This window comes from Bacillus sp. AFS088145 (genome assembly GCF_002564465.1).
Taxonomy (GTDB): domain Bacteria; phylum Bacillota; class Bacilli; order Bacillales; family Bacillaceae_G; genus Gottfriedia.
Window position 1 is genome coordinate 367,606 of sequence record NZ_NUUX01000013.1, and the last position, 17,431, is coordinate 385,036.

The window sequence follows — 17,431 nt, forward strand, 5'->3', positions numbered from 1 at the left end:
GGTGTCTGTTAAAGACAATTTAACTTATTAACCTAAAATCTTTTCTAAAAATCTTTCCCCTTCATCAAGGAGCAACTATTGGTTGCTCCTTGTTTTATTTTGCTGAAAAAGATCCTTGTCAATTAATTATCAAATGTTCGTAAAAGGAGTATAGTGATGTTGATTTCCACTACAGCCTGCTCGCTTTCTAATGACTTCTTGCATTTCCCATGGAGTAGAATATTCTTTCGTTCCAATCAACTTATCATATAAAGATGTTTACCTTAAAGCTACTTCCTTCTATTATCTATACTTTTTTTATCCAATTAACCAATAATGAACTCATTTCTTACAATGATGTCTTCTTTTCAAAAATTTTCTTCTGCTTAAGAATATTTTCTTTACCGCAGGGCATCATAATTCTTGAAGGGAAAGCAACACACTTTCTAATTCAAAAATTTGAAATGAGGTGTGTGTTAAAGGTAATTTAATTTGCGTTCAAACCAGTGCAAGGTAACTGTTAAAGTGAAATGTCTCCCAAGATAAAGCATCGTTGTAAAAACAGCAGTGAAAACATCCAAGGAGATGGTTAGCTTGAACATTATCACTTAAAACAAAGGTTTTAGTATACCAATTTGTAAATGAGGTGTCTCGAGCAGAGCATATAAATTTATTTTAAGGTGTACCAATTTATTGAACTTTAAAGCAAATGAGGTGTCTGTTAAAGACAATTTATAATTACTCCAATAATCTTTCCCCTTCATCAAGAAGCAACATAGGTTGCTTCTTGTTTTATGTTGTTGAAAAGAGTCCTTCCCGCACTCCCTTTTAATCTTTTTTGATCCAAATTAACAATTATTAATTTTCTTAACTTCCACTTAAATCTCATTACTAAGTCTTTTTGTTTTCTTGCTTTCCTGATTTTTACTATTCTCTCTTTGCTTTCACTGTTTTTAAAAGTTTTTTCTTGTTTTGCATACTTTCTTTAATACGGGGCATCATAATTCTTGAAGGGAAAGCAACACACTTTCCAGTTCAAAATTTGAAATGAGGTGTGTGTTAAAGGTAATTTAATTTGCGTTCAAACCGATGCAAGGGTAGTTGTTGAAGTGAAATTTCTCCATAGATAAAACATCGTTGTATAAAACAGCAGTGAAAACATCCAAGGAGATGGTTAGCTTGAACATCATCACTTATAAACAAAGGTTTTAGTATACCAATTTGTAAATGAGGTGTCTCGACCAGAGCATATAAACTTCTTATAAGGTGTACCAATTTATTGAACATTAAAGCAAATGAGGTGTCTGTTAAAGACAATTTATAATTACTCCAAAATCTTTCCCCTTCATCAAGAAGCAACATAGGTTGCTTCTTGTTTTTTTCCTGACCCTATTTCCACTATAACCTACGCCTATGTTAAAATAAGGAAAAAAGTGAAAGGAAGTATAAAAAATGGCACATGACGCTAATTGTATTTTCTGTAAAATTGTTGAAGGTAGCATTCCGGCTTCAAAAGTATACGAGGATGATGATATTTTAGCTTTTTTAGATCTAAGTCAAGTAACAAAAGGACACACATTAGTCATTCCAAAGAATCATGTAGAAAACATATTCGAAATGAATGAAGAGACAGCTAGTACATACTTCCGAAAAGTACCTGACATTGCTAATGCAATGAAAGAAACTTTTAATGTCCAAGGTGTAAATATTTTAAATAATAGTGGTGAAGTTTCAGGTCAAACTGTATTTCATTATCATATGCATATTTTACCACGATACGGAAATAATGATGGCTTTGATGTAAAATGGCTTTCAAACCAAAATCAATACACAAATGAAACGCTACAAGAGATTGCAAAATCTATCGAAAATAACATTATTAAAAAATAATAAAATCATCCCATTTAAATACGAAAACAGGAGAGTGAATATCTCCTGTTTTTGTTTTTTTTATGTACATCCCATCTAATTTCTGCATTTTATACTATATTTTTATAGATTTATATTATATATTTACTATATTACCAATAATATTTTATCGACAATCACTCTATAGTTTCGTTAAAATTATTATATAAGCATAACTTCCACAACCCACAACACTTAATTATAATATAAAAATGTAGAATTTTATCAACTACTTTGTGAAAATTTTTAAAAATTCTAACTAAAAGTTCTTTATTTCTTCACATATTATTGGCATAATAATAAATAGATAGTTAAATAGAAAAGAAGGTGAATTGATGAAAACTGAACAAAAATTATACACAATGAAAGAAGCTTTGATTTTTAGTCAAAGAATTGCCCAAATTTCTAAAGCATTATGGAAGTCAGTTGAAAAGGACTGGCAACAATGGATTAAGCCCTATGATTTAAATATCAATGAACATCATATTTTAATGATCGCCTTCCACTTAAAGGGTGCGTCTATTTCTGAAATTGCTAAATTTGGTGTAATGCACGTATCAACTGCTTTTAACTTCTCTAAAAAGCTAGAAGAACGTGGTTTATTAGTGTTTTCTAAAAAAGTAGAAGATAAACGTAATACGTATATTGAATTAACAGAAAAAGGTAAAGATATGCTATTAGAGATCTTAGGTGAATTTGATCCAGAGACAAATTCAGTTTTTCAAGGTACTTTACCATTAAAAGAATTTTATGGTAAATTTCCAGAAAATATGGAAATTATGGCTATTTTACGTAATATTTATGGAAAAGATTTTATGGATATATTTGAAACAACGTTAGGTAACATAGATAAAGAATTCATTGAAGAAGATAATCGTTTAATTAAGAAACCTTAATATCTTCTTTAAAGTTACAATTTCAGTTTATATGTCCTTGAAATTGTACAAATAAATAGAAGCGGGGCAAGATTAATTAAATCCTTCCGCTTTTTATTTCGGCCACTTTTGTTCAAAATTTCACATAAATGCCTCTTTGAAACCCTCAGACTCATTTCCTTTTCATTTATTTCTAAATTTCAATTAACAAAGCATATGTACATCATTAACTAGTTTAATCTAGAATAAAAACTCAACCGGAGGTACAATACCTCCGGTTGAATATTTGTCTTATTTACAAATTAGATGCAAGCTGCTCCTACGATAATTAATAAGATGAACAATACAACGATTAACGCAAATCCTCCACCATGGAATCCTACGCCCATCATCCACACCTCCTTTTGCTACATATCTTATCTTATGCGTGTAGTAAAAAATGGTCTGGGCAAATGTATAAATAACCTTCATTTTTGAAGATTCATACTACTTATAAAAATGAACACCCAATAATGATTAGCAAAATAAACAGGATCACGATTAATATAAATTCATTCGATGCTTTCCCCTCCATTTTTCCACCCTCCTAACAGTAATCCATAATAATATATAGACGAATGCCTTAAATGATTGGGCGAATGTCACGATTGACAAGTTTTTAATTTGCAAGATAAGCATGATTTTTAGGCAAAGTTAGGAGTTAAAATAAAAAAATAGAAATCTGCATTCATTTATTACGCTACTCTCATAGTGCCTACATTTCATTTAAAATTAGTTCAAGTTTCCTTGAAATTAATTAGTTTTTAAATAAAAAGCATACCAAATTATTCTTTTTTTGGATAAACTTTGTCACATTGAAGAAAAATATGTTATATTAAGTGAAGTAATTTCCAGTAAAAGGTATGTCTAAATACAGGAAAAATTAAGATTTAAGCTCCATACTTTAATAAGTAAAATTTTTCTTTTTAAGAAATCATTTTAAATTTTTATTAGGAGATGTTTAAATGAAAAAGTTAATCGTATCTGCAGTTTTAGCTACCTCAGTATTCGGACTAGCAGCATGTGGATCTGCTGGTATTAGTAACGATGTTGTTGCTACATCTAATGCGGGAGATATCACATCTAAAGATTTATATAACAAGATGAAGGATACAGCAGGATTAGCAATGCTTAAGCAAATGGCTATTGAAGATTATTTAAAGAAAAACTACAAAGTTAGTGATAAAGATGTTGACGCTAAATTCAATGAGTATAAAACACAAAATGGTGACCAATTTAAAGCTTTCTTAGCTCAGTACGGATTTAAAGATGAAGCAGCATTTAAAGATCGTGTTAAAATCGATTTATTAACTGAAAAAGCTGCTGAAGCTTCAGTAACAAAAGCTGACCTTGCAAAATATAAACCAGAAATTAGAGCTAGTCATATCTTAGTAAAAGACGAAGCTACAGCTAAAAAAGTTGAAGATGAATTAGCTAAAGGTGCAGATTTTGCAGCAGAAGCAAAAAAATATTCTACTGACACTGGTTCAAAAGAAAAAGGTGGAGATTTAGGCTATTTCGGAGAAGGTGCTATGGTACCTGAATTTGAAGCAGCTGCTTATAAATTAAAAGTTGGAGAAATTAGCCAACCAGTTAAATCGCAATTTGGATACCATGTTATTAAATTAACTGGTAAAAAGACTGCTAACGAAAAAGATGCTCGCAAAAAAATTGCTGAGTCTAAGCTAAGCCAAGAAAACTTCCAAGCATTCTCTGATGAACTTCTTAAAAAAGCTAAATTTAAAGTAAAAGATAAAGACTTAGAAAGCCAAGAGAAAAAATCATAAAAAAAAACCTGCCTAATTGGCAGGTTTTTTTAATTAGATGAAATCTCAGAGTTAATTAGTAATTGCTCTCTTCGTTCTCTTTCTTCTTTAATTCTTTGTAAGTAAATTTCTCCCTCTTTTTCAATGAAAGCTTCATCTGCATCTCTTTCTTGTTTCGAAGTGTAAAGCACCATAAATCCACTTACAAAAATTCCTAAAATCACGATATACATCCAAAATGGTAATATTGGCATTGATTTTCCTCCTTAGTAGACAAGCATTTGCTTCATTATATGGCTAATAAAGAGGAAGTATGATTAATTTAAAATTTTGGTTTGTAAAAACTACGATTTTCTAATGGGAAAATTCGCTCTGTATATTCTCCTGGTTCAACTCTTTCAAGTGCGCGGTCTAACATATTCATTTTTGCATCAATATTATCAATATAATGTAAAATTTCCGCTTCTTTTATTAAAGGTAGTTTTGGACTACCGTACTCATACTTACCATGATGACTTAAAATAAGATGTTGTAGAACAGTAACCTCTTCTCCCTCAATCCCTAGTTCGATTGAGGCATTTCCAATTTCAATTGCCATAAGCGAGATATGGCCTAACAAATTACCTTCGACAGTATACTTTGTTGAAACTGGACCAGATAATTCTCTTACTTTTCCTAAATCATGTAGTATGATTCCAGCATATAGTAAATCCTTATTGATCGAAGGGTATAAATTCGCAATTGATTCACCTAATTTCAGCATACAAAAAACATGGTATGCTAAACCAGAAACAAATTCATGGTGATTCTTAGTTGCCGCTGGAAAATCAAGAAAATCCTCTTGATTTTTTAATACTAGATACTCAGTAATCTTTTTAAGTTTTTCATTGCTCATATTATTAATATATGAAGTAATTTTCTCATATAATTCTTCTTTAGAAACTGGTGCTCTTGCAAAAAAATCTTCCGGATTAACTTCGTCTGTATCTTTAGTTGGACGAATTTGGCGTAATTTAAGTTGAAGTTTTCCTCTATAATCGTGTAGCTCCCCTTCAACTTTTACAATAGTTCCTTCTACATACGATTCTTCTTGCTCTGTAGAAATATCCCAAAGCTTCGCCTCAATATCTCCACTTTGATCTTGTAAAGTTAAAGATAAGAATGTTTTTTGATTACTTGCTACACCTTTAGTAACAGCTTTGACAAATAAAAATGTTACAAAACGTTCGCCAACTTCATGATCATATACTTTTTTATCCATAAGTACCTCCATTTTGTATATGCTTACTTAAGCTCTGCTTAAGTAAATAGCTTAAAATATTTTGGAAAATCAATTTCACAAAATAAAAAAAAGGAAAATCAAATTATGTATTAGTCGTTTCACTTATCCTATTATACGTTAAAATAGATACTTAGCCCAACAATGTTCATACAAAAAATTAAGACATAATCTAACAATTCTTAAAATCTCTTATAACCTCCAAATGTCAAAATTTTAAATTTGCACTGAATTTTTTTATAATTCAAATTATAACTTTACACAGCTTTTCAATCTATGCCAAAATAGTAATATCGCAACTACTATAGGGAGGTCTATGACATGGCAACATATCGAATTACTGCTTTTGAAAAAAGTGGCGAATCAATAGTCGATGAACAATTTGAAGCTAATTCTGACTTAGAAGCAAAAAAGATTGGAACAGAAAAACTTACTACACTAGATGCACTTGATAAAACACACCGTTGCATTAGCCAAACTGGTAAACTTCTTTTATTTCATCCATAATTAAACAAGCTGCGAAAATTTATCGCAGCTTGTTTGTTTTTGATCTAAATTAGTGTTTAAAGGTACCAATCAAAGTTTCAACCTTTTCCAACTCCTGCTGGTTGGCTTGGAACTATCCTTTTAATAAAATAGCTGTCGAGAATTTCTCGACAGCCATAGAATTACCTTTAAGTGCATCCTATTTACATTCTATGAAGCAGGTTCAACTTTTGTAGCTTTATAGCCAGAGCCATCCCATATGAGGTATACTCGATACTTTTGCGAGCCTTTTGTCTTTGCTGATACAGTCCCGACTGATCCACCTGGGTTACTTTTGTCACTGCCTAAAAACCATACAGTCATATTGCTTGGATCTGTTCCAACAGCAGAAGAGATTGTCTGTAGCATTGCCTGCCAGTCTTGAGAATTTCTATTATAGCTTGTAACATGCTTCGTACCAGTTTGTGCACCCGTTTGTTCTGGTGTTTCTAGTGCCGTGCCATCTGAATCGTCATCATCAATTGTTTGAACCGTTGTTGATGTCTCTTTTACACCATTTTCATCATTCTTTTTACTGTCTTTGGCTGAGGCATAAGCACTTTTATTAGATCCTGCCTTATTATCTTTCGGCGAAAAAATGGAATACGAAACAAATGCTATTAGTATTAGTACGATTCCAATTGATCCAAATAAAATGAGTTTTGTTTTTTTTCTTTTCGCTCTTGACGTTGTACGTGAATTGCTTTGAATCTTTTTCAATCTAACCACTCTCCCAAAACTGAGAATGTCAACATTCTACCATGAGTGGAGAAAAACTTATAGTCTTGTATTTTAAAATTAACCATTTCGTAAAACAACTGTTAAGTTTTTTTCATTGTCAGACACAATTTAACTAACAAAGACTAGTGCATAATAGAATATAGACAATCTAATTTTTAATGATTTATTCTTTTATATATTAAAAACATAGGATTACAGCAAGAAAATAGTTTGTAATAAATATTATATTTACTATTTCAGGTTATTTAATTGTACTTTTGTTAATTTTATTTGTACATCTTTTCTTTTCTTCTAATCAAAAAAATCGACCGAATCCAGTCGATTTTCACGATCTTTATTTACCAGTAAAAACCGGCAGTCTCTTTTGTAAAAAGGCCTGTACACCTTCCTGATGATCGGCTGTTCTTCTCATTGCACTTTGTCCTTCTTTTTCAAATAAAAGTACATTTTTTAAGGACTCTAAGTTACCATTACTATAGATTTGTTTTGTTTGGATCATCGCACTTACTGGTTTTTGAAGAATAGACTTCACTCGTTCATTAATTTTTTGTTCAAAGTCCCCACTGATTACTTCATCAATTAAACCGATTTCTAGCGCTTGCGTTGCAGTTAGTTTTTTACCTTCCCAGATCAGTTGTTTAGCTTTTGTTTCACCTAGTCTTTTTTCTAAGAAATAATGTGCACCACCATCAGGAATTAAGCCAATTCCGATAAAATTCATTGCCAATACACCTGATTCGTGAGCAAAAACGAAGTCACTAGCAAGAGCAAAACTTAGTCCTATTCCAGCAGCTGGCCCATGAATCGCACTAATAACGATTTTAGGTAAAGTATATAATTTAACTGCTACATCTGTAATTAAATCCATTACTGGACCAAAAGCAGCCTCATCTGTATTACTTAGCATTGATTTTAAATCTCCACCTGAAGAGAAACCTTTGCCATTTCCACATAGAACGACTACATCAACGTCTGAGCTAGCAATTTCATCCAGTACATCTCGAAATTGTCTGAATGTATCTTCATTCATTGCATTCAATACTTCAGGTCGATTAAATACAACAGTGGCAACTCGTCCCTCTTTTCTTAATAAAACATGTTCTGCCGTGTTCGAAATAGACATAAAAAATCCCCCTTGTTTTCATGGTTAATTTAAACATTAAACATCGCAAGGGGAATTTCCTTTATTTTTCATTAATTTGATTGATTACTTTTCGAAAATAACTCATCTAAAATCTTAATTTTTGCATTTGTATAATGCTCATAACCTTCATTATATGATTTAGGATCTTTCGCATTAGCAAAACGAGTTATTTGACGAGTTTCTGGATTTACAAACTTACTAGATGCACCACAACCTAGACCAATAATTGTTTGTTCTTCTTCCATAATTAATATATTATACAAGCTTTCTTGACCATCAACAGAGTATCCAATGTTCTCAAGATTACCTAATATATTTTTTTGACGATATAAATAATATGGATGATAGTTATGATTTTTTGTCCATACCGTTGCTTCATCCATCATTTGCTGCACTTCATCTCGATCTGCAACTTTATATTTTTGTTTGTTTTGCGTCATTTCTGAGGCTCTTTTAAATGAAAGTGTATGAACAGTCAATGATTCAGGCATCAACTTTTCAGTTTCATCTAATGTATACTGAAATTCTTTTAAACCTTCTCCAGGTAAACCAATAATCAAATCCATATTTATATTATTCATACCCATTTCACGGGCTAAATGGTACTTTGTTATTGTTTCATCTACAGTGTGATGTCTACCAATTGCTTTTAAAGTTTCTTGAATATAGGATTGTGGATTTATACTAATTCGATCAATATTCCATTTATTTAAAACATCTAATTTTTCAGGGGTAATTGTATCAGGTCTACCAGCCTCTACCGTAATTTCACGAACCTGTTTCATATTTGGAAATGATTCGTGCATCTTAGCATACAGTAAGTCCATTTCTTCTGCTGTAATACTAGTAGGTGTCCCTCCGCCATAATAAATCGTAGTAATGTTAATTCCACGTTCCTTTAGAAATTCGCCGATTTTTTCCATTTCGTAATGTAATCCATATAAGAATGAATCGACTGCACCTTGTTTTCCTTGAATAGCATAAGCTGGGAATGTACAATAAGCACACTTAGTAGGGCAATAAGGGATACCAATATAAAGACTAACTTCATTTTGCAAGTTATATAAATCTGGTATTACTTTTAATTGACGATCGACGATTGATTGCATTAATTCAATTTTTTCGTCATGGATTAAATAGTCGTTTCGTAGCTCTTCATGCGCCATTTCCTTTGACATACCAGATTTAAGTTTTGAATGAAGGAGCTTAGTTGGTCGTATACCAGTTAAGATTCCCCACTTTTGCTGAATTCCAGTATGCTCTTGTAGTAATGATAAAAAGACAAAGTTAACTGCTTTCTTTTTAAATTTAAATGATTCTCGATCATCTTTACCATCTACATAGCTTGTATTTGCTTCGAAATTCGTACCTAACTTACCTAATACTTGTTTATTAATTTCATCTAGCACAAAACCTACTTCTATATCTGCATCTATTTTTTCTAACGATACATCACAGTCTTCAAAAAATAGTTGAGCTAATAGCTCTAACGGTCTTTGAAAACGAATATCCTCTAAGCCTTTAATATATATTTTCATTTTATTATCACCTTTTTAAGTTATCACTTAAGTATAAAATTAAAGAGTAACGAGGTCAATTATTTAAAATTCAATGAAAAAGCCTGGTTTTCGAAGAGGATTCTCTTGAAAGCCAGGCTATTATTTATTTTTCGATTTTTAAATGTGTTTTTAAGAATGGCAGTGGGAATTGTTTCCTGAAATGCTCCTTGATCATATATGGAACACCATTTTGATCATTCGACCTTGTAATCCAGTCTGCAACTTTTTTAATCTCTACAGGAGCATTTGACATAGCAACTCCTAAACCTGCATGCTCGATTAATGGTAAATCACTATAGTTATCTCCGATTACAACCATTTCGTGATAAGAAATTCCTAAATGTTCACCTAATCGTTTTAGTCCTGAATATTTTGAAATTCCTTTTCGGACGATTTCAATTTTGCGATCTTCATCACATAAGCAATCAAGATGTGGATACTTTGCATTCAGTTCTTTTTTCACTTTATTTTTCTCTACTTCATCTGAGAAATAACATTCAATTTTTAACGGTGATATTGAATTTTCCAGAATGCTATCTGAAAGTGATTCAACAAATTGGATTGGATAAAAGACAGGATCAGCATTTGATAAAACTGCTTTTGCCACTAAATTAGATTGTAATTTTTTTCGATTTCCAATTGAAAAATGTTCATGTGACAACCGAATATTACAATCATATTTTTCTAGTTTTTTAACGATGTCATAAGCTTCTTCCTCTTCAATTCTCTTTTCAAATAATGGTTCATCAAGCTTTGAAGAGATAAAGGCACCTGAGTGAGAGACCAAAAGGTTATTAACCTTAAGAGCTTTTGCGATTTTTTTTGTAGCTTGGAAATTCCTACTTGTATATAAGGTTACATAAATCCCTTTGTCTTGAACATATTCAACAGCTTCTTTCGATTCTTTTGAGAGTTTTCCATTGGATTGCAATAAAGTACCATCTATATTAATTGCAAGTAACTTATAAATCACTTAATCTCCCCCATTTCGCGAAGAAATACCTTACTAGAATATATGACATGCTTCATTTAATTAGAACAATGTAGGTTTCTTATTATATCCATTCGTATACTAAAAAAGACTCCATCAATGAAGTCTCTCCTATGTATAACAAGGATTTTAAGAAAGGCAGGAAAAAGAAAAAGAATTAAAAGATCCTCTTCTTATCCTGCCTTTTAAATATTAAAGTTCTAGTAAAGATTTATAAAATTCTTCTAATGGACTCATGACAATTTTATTTACATCTTGGATGACTAAATTTAGTCTTTGTTCCACTTGCATTAGGTTTGCAATTAAAGGGTTTTGAGACACTCTTGCAACAATTTCTTGTCCTTTAGCATTTTCTTCAGGTGTAACCGCTTCACCTTGATACATTTTTTGTTGCATCGCCTTTTGGAAATTTTGAAATTCCATAAATAATGGTTTTGCATTTGGATCAGCTAATACTTGTGAGTATAGTGATTGTAAGTTTTTAAATTCTGGTTGCTCCTTAAAAGCGTTTTGTAGTGAGTATGCAATATCATAAATATTTACAGACATGTTACTACCTCCTATAAACTTTTGTATCTCCACTATAGCAAACATTCTATTATATGTCAGTCTTTCTAAAACAAATCAAACTTTCTTCCCTAAAAATTTCCTAAAGACATTCACCAACTAGGCGAATATCACATAGTATACAACGACAATTATTTTGGAAAGGAGGAGAATCATTGCAATCTTTTCCTAAAAATCAAGAAACCCAATCTTTTGTTGTAGTAACTGATTCGATCAATGAGGAGTCATTAAATCCGCTCGGTTCAATAACGACACTTTGTGAGGAACTATCAGAGTTATGCGGAGACTCTGATATTGATTTCTATGTAACTACATTTAAAAAACTACTAACGAATGAATTAAAAGGATATAAGCGTTCAGAAAATGGCTGGACTTTAATGAATGTACCTGCCCCTTCAATCATTCATAATCGAATTCATTCGAGAAGGCTTGAACGAACGAAAGAGTTTAAATTACTTAATTCTTCGCTAACAAGTCTACAAATACCTTTTTTTAATGCTCGCTTCTTAAATAAGCTTGAAGTTTTTAAAGCTCTGATTGATACAGCCTATATAAAGCCATACGTTCCGTACACTGAGGAATGCTGCTCAGTCGAACAATTAGAGAATTTTATTCAAAAATATGAAACGGTTTTTATAAAACCAATTCACGGTAGCCAAGGGAGAAACATTTTTAAAGTTACAAAAGATAAAGATTTGTATCGCTTAAAAAATAGCCAAAATTCTGAAGTAGAAGTTGAATATAAATCAATTTCTCAATTATTTCATCCAATTAAACAGCAACTAAGTAAGCGGACATTTATCATCCAAGAAGGCTTATCTTTAATCAGTAAGGATGATCGACTTGTTGATTTTAGATTTTTATGTCATAAAAATAAATTTAATAAATGGGAAGTAACTTCAACTGTAGCAAGGATTGGTCACCCTACGCAGTTTGTAAGCAATTTGGCCCGAGGGGGAGACCTTCAAAAAATCGATGAATTTTTAAGTCAATATTTACCAAAGAAAGAGCGAATTCACTTTAAAAAGTTATTGATTGAATTAGCCATCGAATGCTGTAAATGTATAGACTCCTCCTTTGATGGATTATTCGTAGAGTTTGGTGTGGATCTCGCTATAGACAATCAATTTAACCCTTGGGTTATCGAAATTAATTCAAAGCCATCTAAGGATTTACAAGTTTCAGACCCAATTCAAAAAATTAGACCTTCAACAAAGGCTATTTTTTCTCTTGTTCAATCATATTTATAAGTACAAGGAGTGAAAAGAATGAGAATAGGTTATTTATCTCTTAAAGAAAGACAAGAAGGTGAATACGTTCAGCATATGGCGAAAGAAGCAAGTAAACTAGGTTATGAATTCGTTCAATTTACCCCTTTTAATATTCAACCAGCTTCAGAAGAAATTATGGGCTGGAAGTATATAGCAGAAACAGAACAATGGGAGAAAACAACATTTGAAATACCAAATTATATTTATGATCGTTGCTTTTATTCCCCAAGCATTAAAAGTAAACAGGCAAAGCCTATTGTTGACTGGCTAAAAAAACGTAAAGACATCACTTTTTTAGGATATGGACTGCCAGGAAAATGGGAAACTTATCAAGCAATAGCAACTGATGAAAGTTTAAATCCATATATCCCTAAAACAAAGAAACTATTACACTTAGCTGTATTTTTTGAAGAACTTAGAAAAACGCGTAAGCTCGTCATTAAACCGATCCATGGTTCTAGAGGAATCAATATTTATTTTATTACGTTAAGTGCCTATTCAATTAGTGTTTCAACACAAAAACAAAAGGAAGTAATTGAAACTGTTTACGAAACACGGGATGAATTTTTTGAGTGGCTACAACCGATTGTTGAATCAAAAGGATATGTTTATCAAAATTATCTAGACCTCCAAACAAAATCACGTGAAGCATTTGATTTAAGGATCCTTTTACAAAAAAATGAAAAAGGTGAGTGGCAAGCAGTTGGAAAAGGTGTTCGCATCGGTCAGCCTAATTCAATTGTTGCAAATTTAAGTGCAGGAAGTAATGCAGTTCCATTTGAAGAATGGATTACTCAATTTAATCAAAGAACTGCTTTAATATTACAGCAAGATATCGAGACAATTTGTAAACAATTACCAGTCACCCTTGAAAAGAATTTTCTTCCTTTATTTGAAATAGGTTTAGATTTAGGAATCGATTCAAATCAAGCCATCTGGATTTTAGATGTTAATTCAAAGCCTGGTAGAAAAGTTTTACTTCAAACCGACCCTTCTATCCAACAAAAACTTTACTCAGCACCAATTCAGTATTGTTTACATTTACAATCGAAATCTAAAAGTGAAAGAAGTGAAATTAAATAATGAATGAAGTTTATAAAATCGTTACTCATCGACAGAGTAAGAATCTAGTATGTATACCTGAAGAGCTTACTACTTCTAGAAATATTGAATATATTGCTTTTGGTCAAAAAAAATACCCTTGTCAACTAGTTACGATGAATACACTTCACAATATTATTTCGATATCAGAGCATTTAGTCGAAATGCTCTGTATACCTTTTGAAGGTTCTATTGAGCCAATTATTATCGGAAATACTTTACAGCTTGGACCACTAGTCGGAATTTTCACCGCCGGCTTTACTGAGTCACTACTTCGACCTATCGGTGATCGTAGCTTTATGTTTGCAAACTTAATTGCTGAAAATAATCATAAAAATAGCTTTATATTTGTATTTGGTACTCACGGAATCGATTGGGAATCTGAAACTATTCAAGGTTATTTCTTTACGAATAAAAGATGGACCAAAGAAGTTGTCCCTTTTCCTACGGTTATTTATAATCGGTTACCTAATCGAAAAGTTGAAGTTCATAAATCAATTAAACGCGTACGTCAAAAACTAGAAAAAGAATACAAAATCCCATGGTTTAATCCTGGATTCTTCAATAAATGGGACTTATATTTAAAATTAAAAAATGAAGATTCAGTTGCACACTATCTCCCGAAAACAGTAAAGTTCCATAATTTTGACACGATTGAAGAATTATTATCCCAATACCAATTTGTATATGTTAAACCTGAAAATGGAAGCCTCGGTTCAAAAGTCATTTTAATTCGTTACCACCGAGAAGAAGGAATTTATTATTGTAGATATCGTGATTTTGAAACAAATAAACTTCAAAAATTCTCATCACTCCAATCTTTAATTAATCATGTTTTTCGTAGCACCAAGTTATATGACTTCATTGTACAACAAGGTATTTCACTAATTCGTTACGAGCATCAGCCTGTCGATTTTCGAGTTCATACAAACAAGGATGCTCTAGGAAAGTGGCATGTAACGGTTATTGCCGCAAAAGTAGCAGGAAAAGGTAGCACAACTACTCACTTAAATAACGGTGGTCGAGTGAAAACGCTTGAAGAATTATTTGATCAGGAAAAAGCGAAAAGAATACATGATAAATTATCTACAGCAGCATTAAAAATTAGTGAATCTTTAGATCGTCAAGTAGATGGACATATCGGAGAAATTGGATTTGATATAGGTGTTGATAAGGATGAAAAAATTTGGCTTTTCGAAGCGAATTCTAAACCTGGAAGATCAATCTTTTCAAATCCTAGTTTCCAAGAAAATGACAAACAGATTAAAAAACTATTTTTGGAATATGCTACTCATCTTTCCAAAAAGGGTAATGAACTAGAGGTTTCAATGAAATGATCTCTGTTTTTTATCATCTTGATAAAAATACTTGGTCGCATGACCATAGTGGATCAAGATATTCCATAGGCCATAATCGACTTACTATATTACCATCCCACGACGATCGTTCAACTTCCATACAATTTCAGGTGAAAAAAAACGGAACACATTTAGGCCCTATTATCGGTATTTTAACAAACGAAGATCGGCTACCTTTTAGTGGAAATATTAAGACCTTTAAAAGAATTTGTAAAAAGGTATTAACTGATGGCGGTATACCTATAATATTAACCCCTACCGCCCTCTCTGGTAATTCAGTTCAATGTTATACGTTTTGTTTTAAAACAAAAAAATGGATTAAACTATTTTCCCCTTTACCAGACGTAATTTATAATCGCATCCCATCTGTACAGTACGAATCGAATGATGATTATAAAAATTTTCGAGTAAAAATATCAGAATTAAACATTCCTTTTTTTAACGAATCATATCTCTCAAAAATACAAACAACTACAATATTATCTTCAAACGACTTTTTAAAAAGTTATATACCAAAAACAATCGATTTAACTAGCGAAAAAGATTTATATTTCTATTTAAAAAAATGGAAATTTCTATATATAAAGAAACATATTTCTTCAAAAGGATTTGGTGTGTTTAAGCTCTCCTTGAAAAGTGACAAAGAAGTCATAATCCGTAATGCATTTCATGTAGAATTGGTGAAATCAATTAGTGATTGTTGGAAATTTCTATGTTCATTAAGCGAGGATTTTATTTGTCAACAAGGAATCGTGAGCGAATTACAAGATGGAAGAAAGTTTGATCTACGAATTCTTGCACATAAAAATGAAAATAATTATATTCTTTCCGGTATCGGTGTAAGAGTAGGAACATTTAATGCTATTACAACTCATGTACCTAGAGGTGGTACCATTATCACTATTGAAGAACTACCGATTGAATTAAATTTTTCTTTATTACAAGAAATAGTCAGACAAACAGGAATTGCATTAAATATGGACGATGCACACTTTTATGAATTCTCTATGGATATCGGAATTCAAAACAATCATTACTATATTTTTGAAATTAACTCTAAACCAATGGTCTTTGACGAGATTGCAATAAAAGAACAAGGTCTTGAAAACTTAATTCGACTATTTTATCAACTTTCGAATTTTAAACAGTAGTTAAAAGATTACTGTACCAATGAACAAAAAACTTGAGTCTCAGACTGATTGCAAGCGTTTGTTTTTCGAGGCGTGAAGGCTGGTGAGGAGCGGAGTTACCTTTGACGGTAATGAGCAGCGGAGTCAGTCGAAGCAACGAAGAAAGCGAACGTTTGTCAACAGTCTGAGCTTTTTTATTTTAAATATCAATGATAAACTAAAATCAAATAATGCATCGGAAGGTAATTTATATGATTGATAAAATTAAGACATTATTTGGGAGTGAGTCTGTTTCAGTCACGCCTGATGAAAGTACATATATGGATTATTCTTGGTTTTCTACTGAGAATCAAGAAATTTTCGGGATTAAAAAGATTTCAATTTCAGAAGAACAAAATAACCTACTGGAATGTCTTTTTACAAAATTAGAATCAGATGCAATTTTGATGCCATCTGTACAAAGCGAATGGTTTCAATATTTATTTTTTAGTAAAGGACATAATCCTTTCACTTTCGAAACCGAGGTTTCTCTCCCTACTTCAATTCGTTTTATTCATTTTTATAGCAATCAGTTATTCTCTAGTAAAACTGAGTTTGAAGAAGCAATCAATGCATTCTTTCATAAAGAAGTAATAGTGGTTTGGAATTCTGCTAAGGAAGGCGTCATTATTGAAAAAATAATCGATCAACCATTTAACAAAGAATTTTTAGAGCATATGCAAGAAATCATTGCAGCTGACCTGTATCATGATGTTACCTTTTTTGTAGGAAAACGCTACTCACCATTAGCTAATCTTAGCCTTTATTTTGATATTGAACAGCAATGTTTTAAAAAAGCACTATCCGTAAAAAGGCAAAAAAATATACTATGGTTTTCAAAAGAAATGCTTTATTATCTCCTTTCCTTTTTACCAGATAATTTACAAAAGGAATTGCCTAAATTATTTTTGAATGATATGAAAATTGATGATCCAATTCTTTCAACGGTAAAAATCTTTCTTCAACAAAATTTAAATGTAACTGCTACTTCAAAAAAAGCTTTTTTACATCGAAATACTGTTCAATATCGTCTTGATAAGTTTTCGGAACAAACTGGAATAGATTTAAAGCATTTTGAGGATGGACTAGTTATATTTTTAGCAATTCATCTACTTGAGATTGTGAATGAAAATTAATTAAAGCCTACTTTGTGCACCTT

Annotated in this window: 18 protein-coding genes; 9 read left to right on the top strand and 9 right to left on the bottom strand. The window is 31.6% G+C overall.

From position 1 onward, the window contains the following. Window positions 1-1,431 precede the first annotated feature (1,431 nt). Window positions 1,432-1,869, top strand: a complete 438-nt coding sequence (locus tag COI44_RS09900) for an HIT family protein (protein ID WP_098427774.1) — start codon at window positions 1,432-1,434, stop codon at window positions 1,867-1,869. 353 nt (window positions 1,870-2,222) lie between these two features. Beyond that, window positions 2,223-2,783: an HTH-type transcriptional regulator Hpr gene (locus COI44_RS09905; RefSeq protein WP_097973757.1), complete on the top strand. Its 561-nt coding sequence runs from the start codon at window positions 2,223-2,225 to the stop codon at window positions 2,781-2,783. A gap of 281 nt (window positions 2,784-3,064) precedes the next feature. Here COI44_RS09905 and COI44_RS09910 read toward each other — a convergent pair whose 3' ends face one another. Further along, a complete protein-coding gene (locus tag COI44_RS09910; protein ID WP_097973758.1) occupies window positions 3,065-3,154 on the bottom strand; it encodes a YjcZ family sporulation protein in 90 nt (29 codons plus the stop codon). Between the two features lie 98 nt (window positions 3,155-3,252). Then, on the bottom strand, window positions 3,253-3,336 hold the full coding sequence (locus COI44_RS09915; protein WP_098427775.1) for a YjcZ family sporulation protein: 84 nt from the start codon (window positions 3,334-3,336) through the stop codon (window positions 3,253-3,255). Between the two features lie 430 nt (window positions 3,337-3,766). On the opposite strand from COI44_RS09915, the gene COI44_RS09920 reads away from it, so the two are divergent. Continuing rightward, window positions 3,767-4,588, top strand: a complete 822-nt coding sequence (locus tag COI44_RS09920; protein ID WP_098427776.1) for a peptidylprolyl isomerase — start codon at window positions 3,767-3,769, stop codon at window positions 4,586-4,588. Window positions 4,589-4,617: 29 nt separating this feature from the next. Here COI44_RS09920 and COI44_RS09925 read toward each other — a convergent pair whose 3' ends face one another. Both COI44_RS09925 and yhaM read right to left on the bottom strand, forming a co-directional pair. After that, on the bottom strand, window positions 4,618-4,821 hold the full coding sequence (locus tag COI44_RS09925; RefSeq protein ID WP_056472082.1) for a sporulation YhaL family protein: 204 nt from the start codon (window positions 4,819-4,821) through the stop codon (window positions 4,618-4,620). 68 nt (window positions 4,822-4,889) lie between these two features. Then, on the bottom strand, window positions 4,890-5,828 hold the full coding sequence (gene yhaM, locus COI44_RS09930) for a 3'-5' exoribonuclease YhaM (protein ID WP_098427777.1): 939 nt from the start codon (window positions 5,826-5,828) through the stop codon (window positions 4,890-4,892). A gap of 339 nt (window positions 5,829-6,167) precedes the next feature. On the opposite strand from yhaM, the gene COI44_RS09935 reads away from it, so the two are divergent. Continuing rightward, window positions 6,168-6,353, top strand: coding sequence for a YhzD family protein (locus COI44_RS09935; protein WP_098427778.1), 186 nt, complete (start codon window positions 6,168-6,170; stop codon window positions 6,351-6,353). Window positions 6,354-6,542: 189 nt separating this feature from the next. Here COI44_RS09935 and COI44_RS09940 read toward each other — a convergent pair whose 3' ends face one another. From COI44_RS09940 to COI44_RS09960, 5 genes are all read right to left on the bottom strand, one after another. Continuing rightward, window positions 6,543-7,091 (bottom strand): DUF1510 family protein, encoded by a 549-nt coding sequence (locus tag COI44_RS09940; RefSeq protein WP_179887068.1) that lies wholly within the window; start codon window positions 7,089-7,091, stop codon window positions 6,543-6,545. A 355-nt stretch (window positions 7,092-7,446) separates the two neighbouring features. Next, complete coding sequence (locus tag COI44_RS09945; protein WP_098427780.1) at window positions 7,447-8,235, bottom strand: enoyl-CoA hydratase; 789 nt, start codon at window positions 8,233-8,235, stop codon at window positions 7,447-7,449. A 71-nt stretch (window positions 8,236-8,306) separates the two neighbouring features. Continuing rightward, complete coding sequence (locus tag COI44_RS09950) at window positions 8,307-9,794, bottom strand: coproporphyrinogen III oxidase (protein WP_098427781.1); 1,488 nt, start codon at window positions 9,792-9,794, stop codon at window positions 8,307-8,309. 124 nt (window positions 9,795-9,918) lie between these two features. Further along, window positions 9,919-10,788 carry a Cof-type HAD-IIB family hydrolase gene (locus tag COI44_RS09955; protein ID WP_098234676.1) on the bottom strand — a complete coding sequence of 290 codons (870 nt, stop codon included), beginning with the start codon at window positions 10,786-10,788 and terminating at the stop codon, window positions 9,919-9,921. A gap of 210 nt (window positions 10,789-10,998) precedes the next feature. Next, a complete protein-coding gene (locus COI44_RS09960) occupies window positions 10,999-11,355 on the bottom strand; it encodes a YlbF/YmcA family competence regulator (RefSeq protein WP_056472063.1) in 357 nt (118 codons plus the stop codon). Window positions 11,356-11,528: 173 nt separating this feature from the next. Between COI44_RS09960 and COI44_RS09965 the strand changes: the two genes are divergently transcribed. From COI44_RS09965 to COI44_RS09985, 5 genes are all read left to right on the top strand, one after another. Continuing rightward, window positions 11,529-12,623 carry a YheC/YheD family endospore coat-associated protein gene (locus COI44_RS09965; RefSeq protein ID WP_098427782.1) on the top strand — a complete coding sequence of 365 codons (1,095 nt, stop codon included), beginning with the start codon at window positions 11,529-11,531 and terminating at the stop codon, window positions 12,621-12,623. Between the two features lie 18 nt (window positions 12,624-12,641). Then, entirely contained in the window at window positions 12,642-13,727 is a 1,086-nt protein-coding gene (locus COI44_RS09970; protein ID WP_098427783.1) for a YheC/YheD family endospore coat-associated protein, read from the top strand. Continuing rightward, window positions 13,727-15,082 carry a YheC/YheD family endospore coat-associated protein gene (locus COI44_RS09975; protein WP_286163851.1) on the top strand — a complete coding sequence of 452 codons (1,356 nt, stop codon included), beginning with the start codon at window positions 13,727-13,729 and terminating at the stop codon, window positions 15,080-15,082. The genes COI44_RS09970 and COI44_RS09975 overlap by 1 nt, the downstream gene beginning before the upstream one ends. Then, window positions 15,079-16,254: a YheC/YheD family protein gene (locus tag COI44_RS09980; RefSeq protein WP_098427784.1), complete on the top strand. Its 1,176-nt coding sequence runs from the start codon at window positions 15,079-15,081 to the stop codon at window positions 16,252-16,254. The genes COI44_RS09975 and COI44_RS09980 overlap by 4 nt, the downstream gene beginning before the upstream one ends. Window positions 16,255-16,484: 230 nt before the next feature. After that, window positions 16,485-17,408, top strand: coding sequence for a PucR family transcriptional regulator (locus tag COI44_RS09985; protein ID WP_179887069.1), 924 nt, complete (start codon window positions 16,485-16,487; stop codon window positions 17,406-17,408). The last annotated feature ends 23 nt before the right edge of the window (window positions 17,409-17,431 follow it).

Bases quoted from the DNA above. Each gene is read 5' to 3' on its own strand.
- COI44_RS09975 (WP_286163851.1), top strand. From the start codon at position 13,727: ATGAATGAAGTTTATAAAATCGTTACTCATCGACAGAGTAAGAATCTA.
- COI44_RS09980 (WP_098427784.1), top strand. From the start codon at position 15,079: ATGATCTCTGTTTTTTATCATCTTGATAAAAATACTTGGTCGCATGAC.
- COI44_RS09900 (WP_098427774.1), top strand. From the start codon at position 1,432: ATGGCACATGACGCTAATTGTATTTTCTGTAAAATTGTTGAAGGTAGC.
- COI44_RS09970 (WP_098427783.1), top strand. From the start codon at position 12,642: ATGAGAATAGGTTATTTATCTCTTAAAGAAAGACAAGAAGGTGAATAC.
- COI44_RS09920 (WP_098427776.1), top strand. From the start codon at position 3,767: ATGAAAAAGTTAATCGTATCTGCAGTTTTAGCTACCTCAGTATTCGGA.
- COI44_RS09910 (WP_097973758.1), bottom strand. From the start codon at position 3,154: ATGATGGGCGTAGGATTCCATGGTGGAGGATTTGCGTTAATCGTTGTA.
- COI44_RS09915 (WP_098427775.1), bottom strand. From the start codon at position 3,336: ATGGAGGGGAAAGCATCGAATGAATTTATATTAATCGTGATCCTGTTT.
- COI44_RS09925 (WP_056472082.1), bottom strand. From the start codon at position 4,821: ATGCCAATATTACCATTTTGGATGTATATCGTGATTTTAGGAATTTTT.
- COI44_RS09960 (WP_056472063.1), bottom strand. From the start codon at position 11,355: ATGTCTGTAAATATTTATGATATTGCATACTCACTACAAAACGCTTTT.
- COI44_RS09985 (WP_179887069.1), top strand. From the start codon at position 16,485: ATGATTGATAAAATTAAGACATTATTTGGGAGTGAGTCTGTTTCAGTC.
- yhaM (WP_098427777.1), bottom strand. From the start codon at position 5,828: ATGGATAAAAAAGTATATGATCATGAAGTTGGCGAACGTTTTGTAACA.
- COI44_RS09935 (WP_098427778.1), top strand. From the start codon at position 6,168: ATGGCAACATATCGAATTACTGCTTTTGAAAAAAGTGGCGAATCAATA.
- COI44_RS09905 (WP_097973757.1), top strand. From the start codon at position 2,223: ATGAAAACTGAACAAAAATTATACACAATGAAAGAAGCTTTGATTTTT.
- COI44_RS09945 (WP_098427780.1), bottom strand. From the start codon at position 8,235: ATGTCTATTTCGAACACGGCAGAACATGTTTTATTAAGAAAAGAGGGA.
- COI44_RS09950 (WP_098427781.1), bottom strand. From the start codon at position 9,794: ATGAAAATATATATTAAAGGCTTAGAGGATATTCGTTTTCAAAGACCG.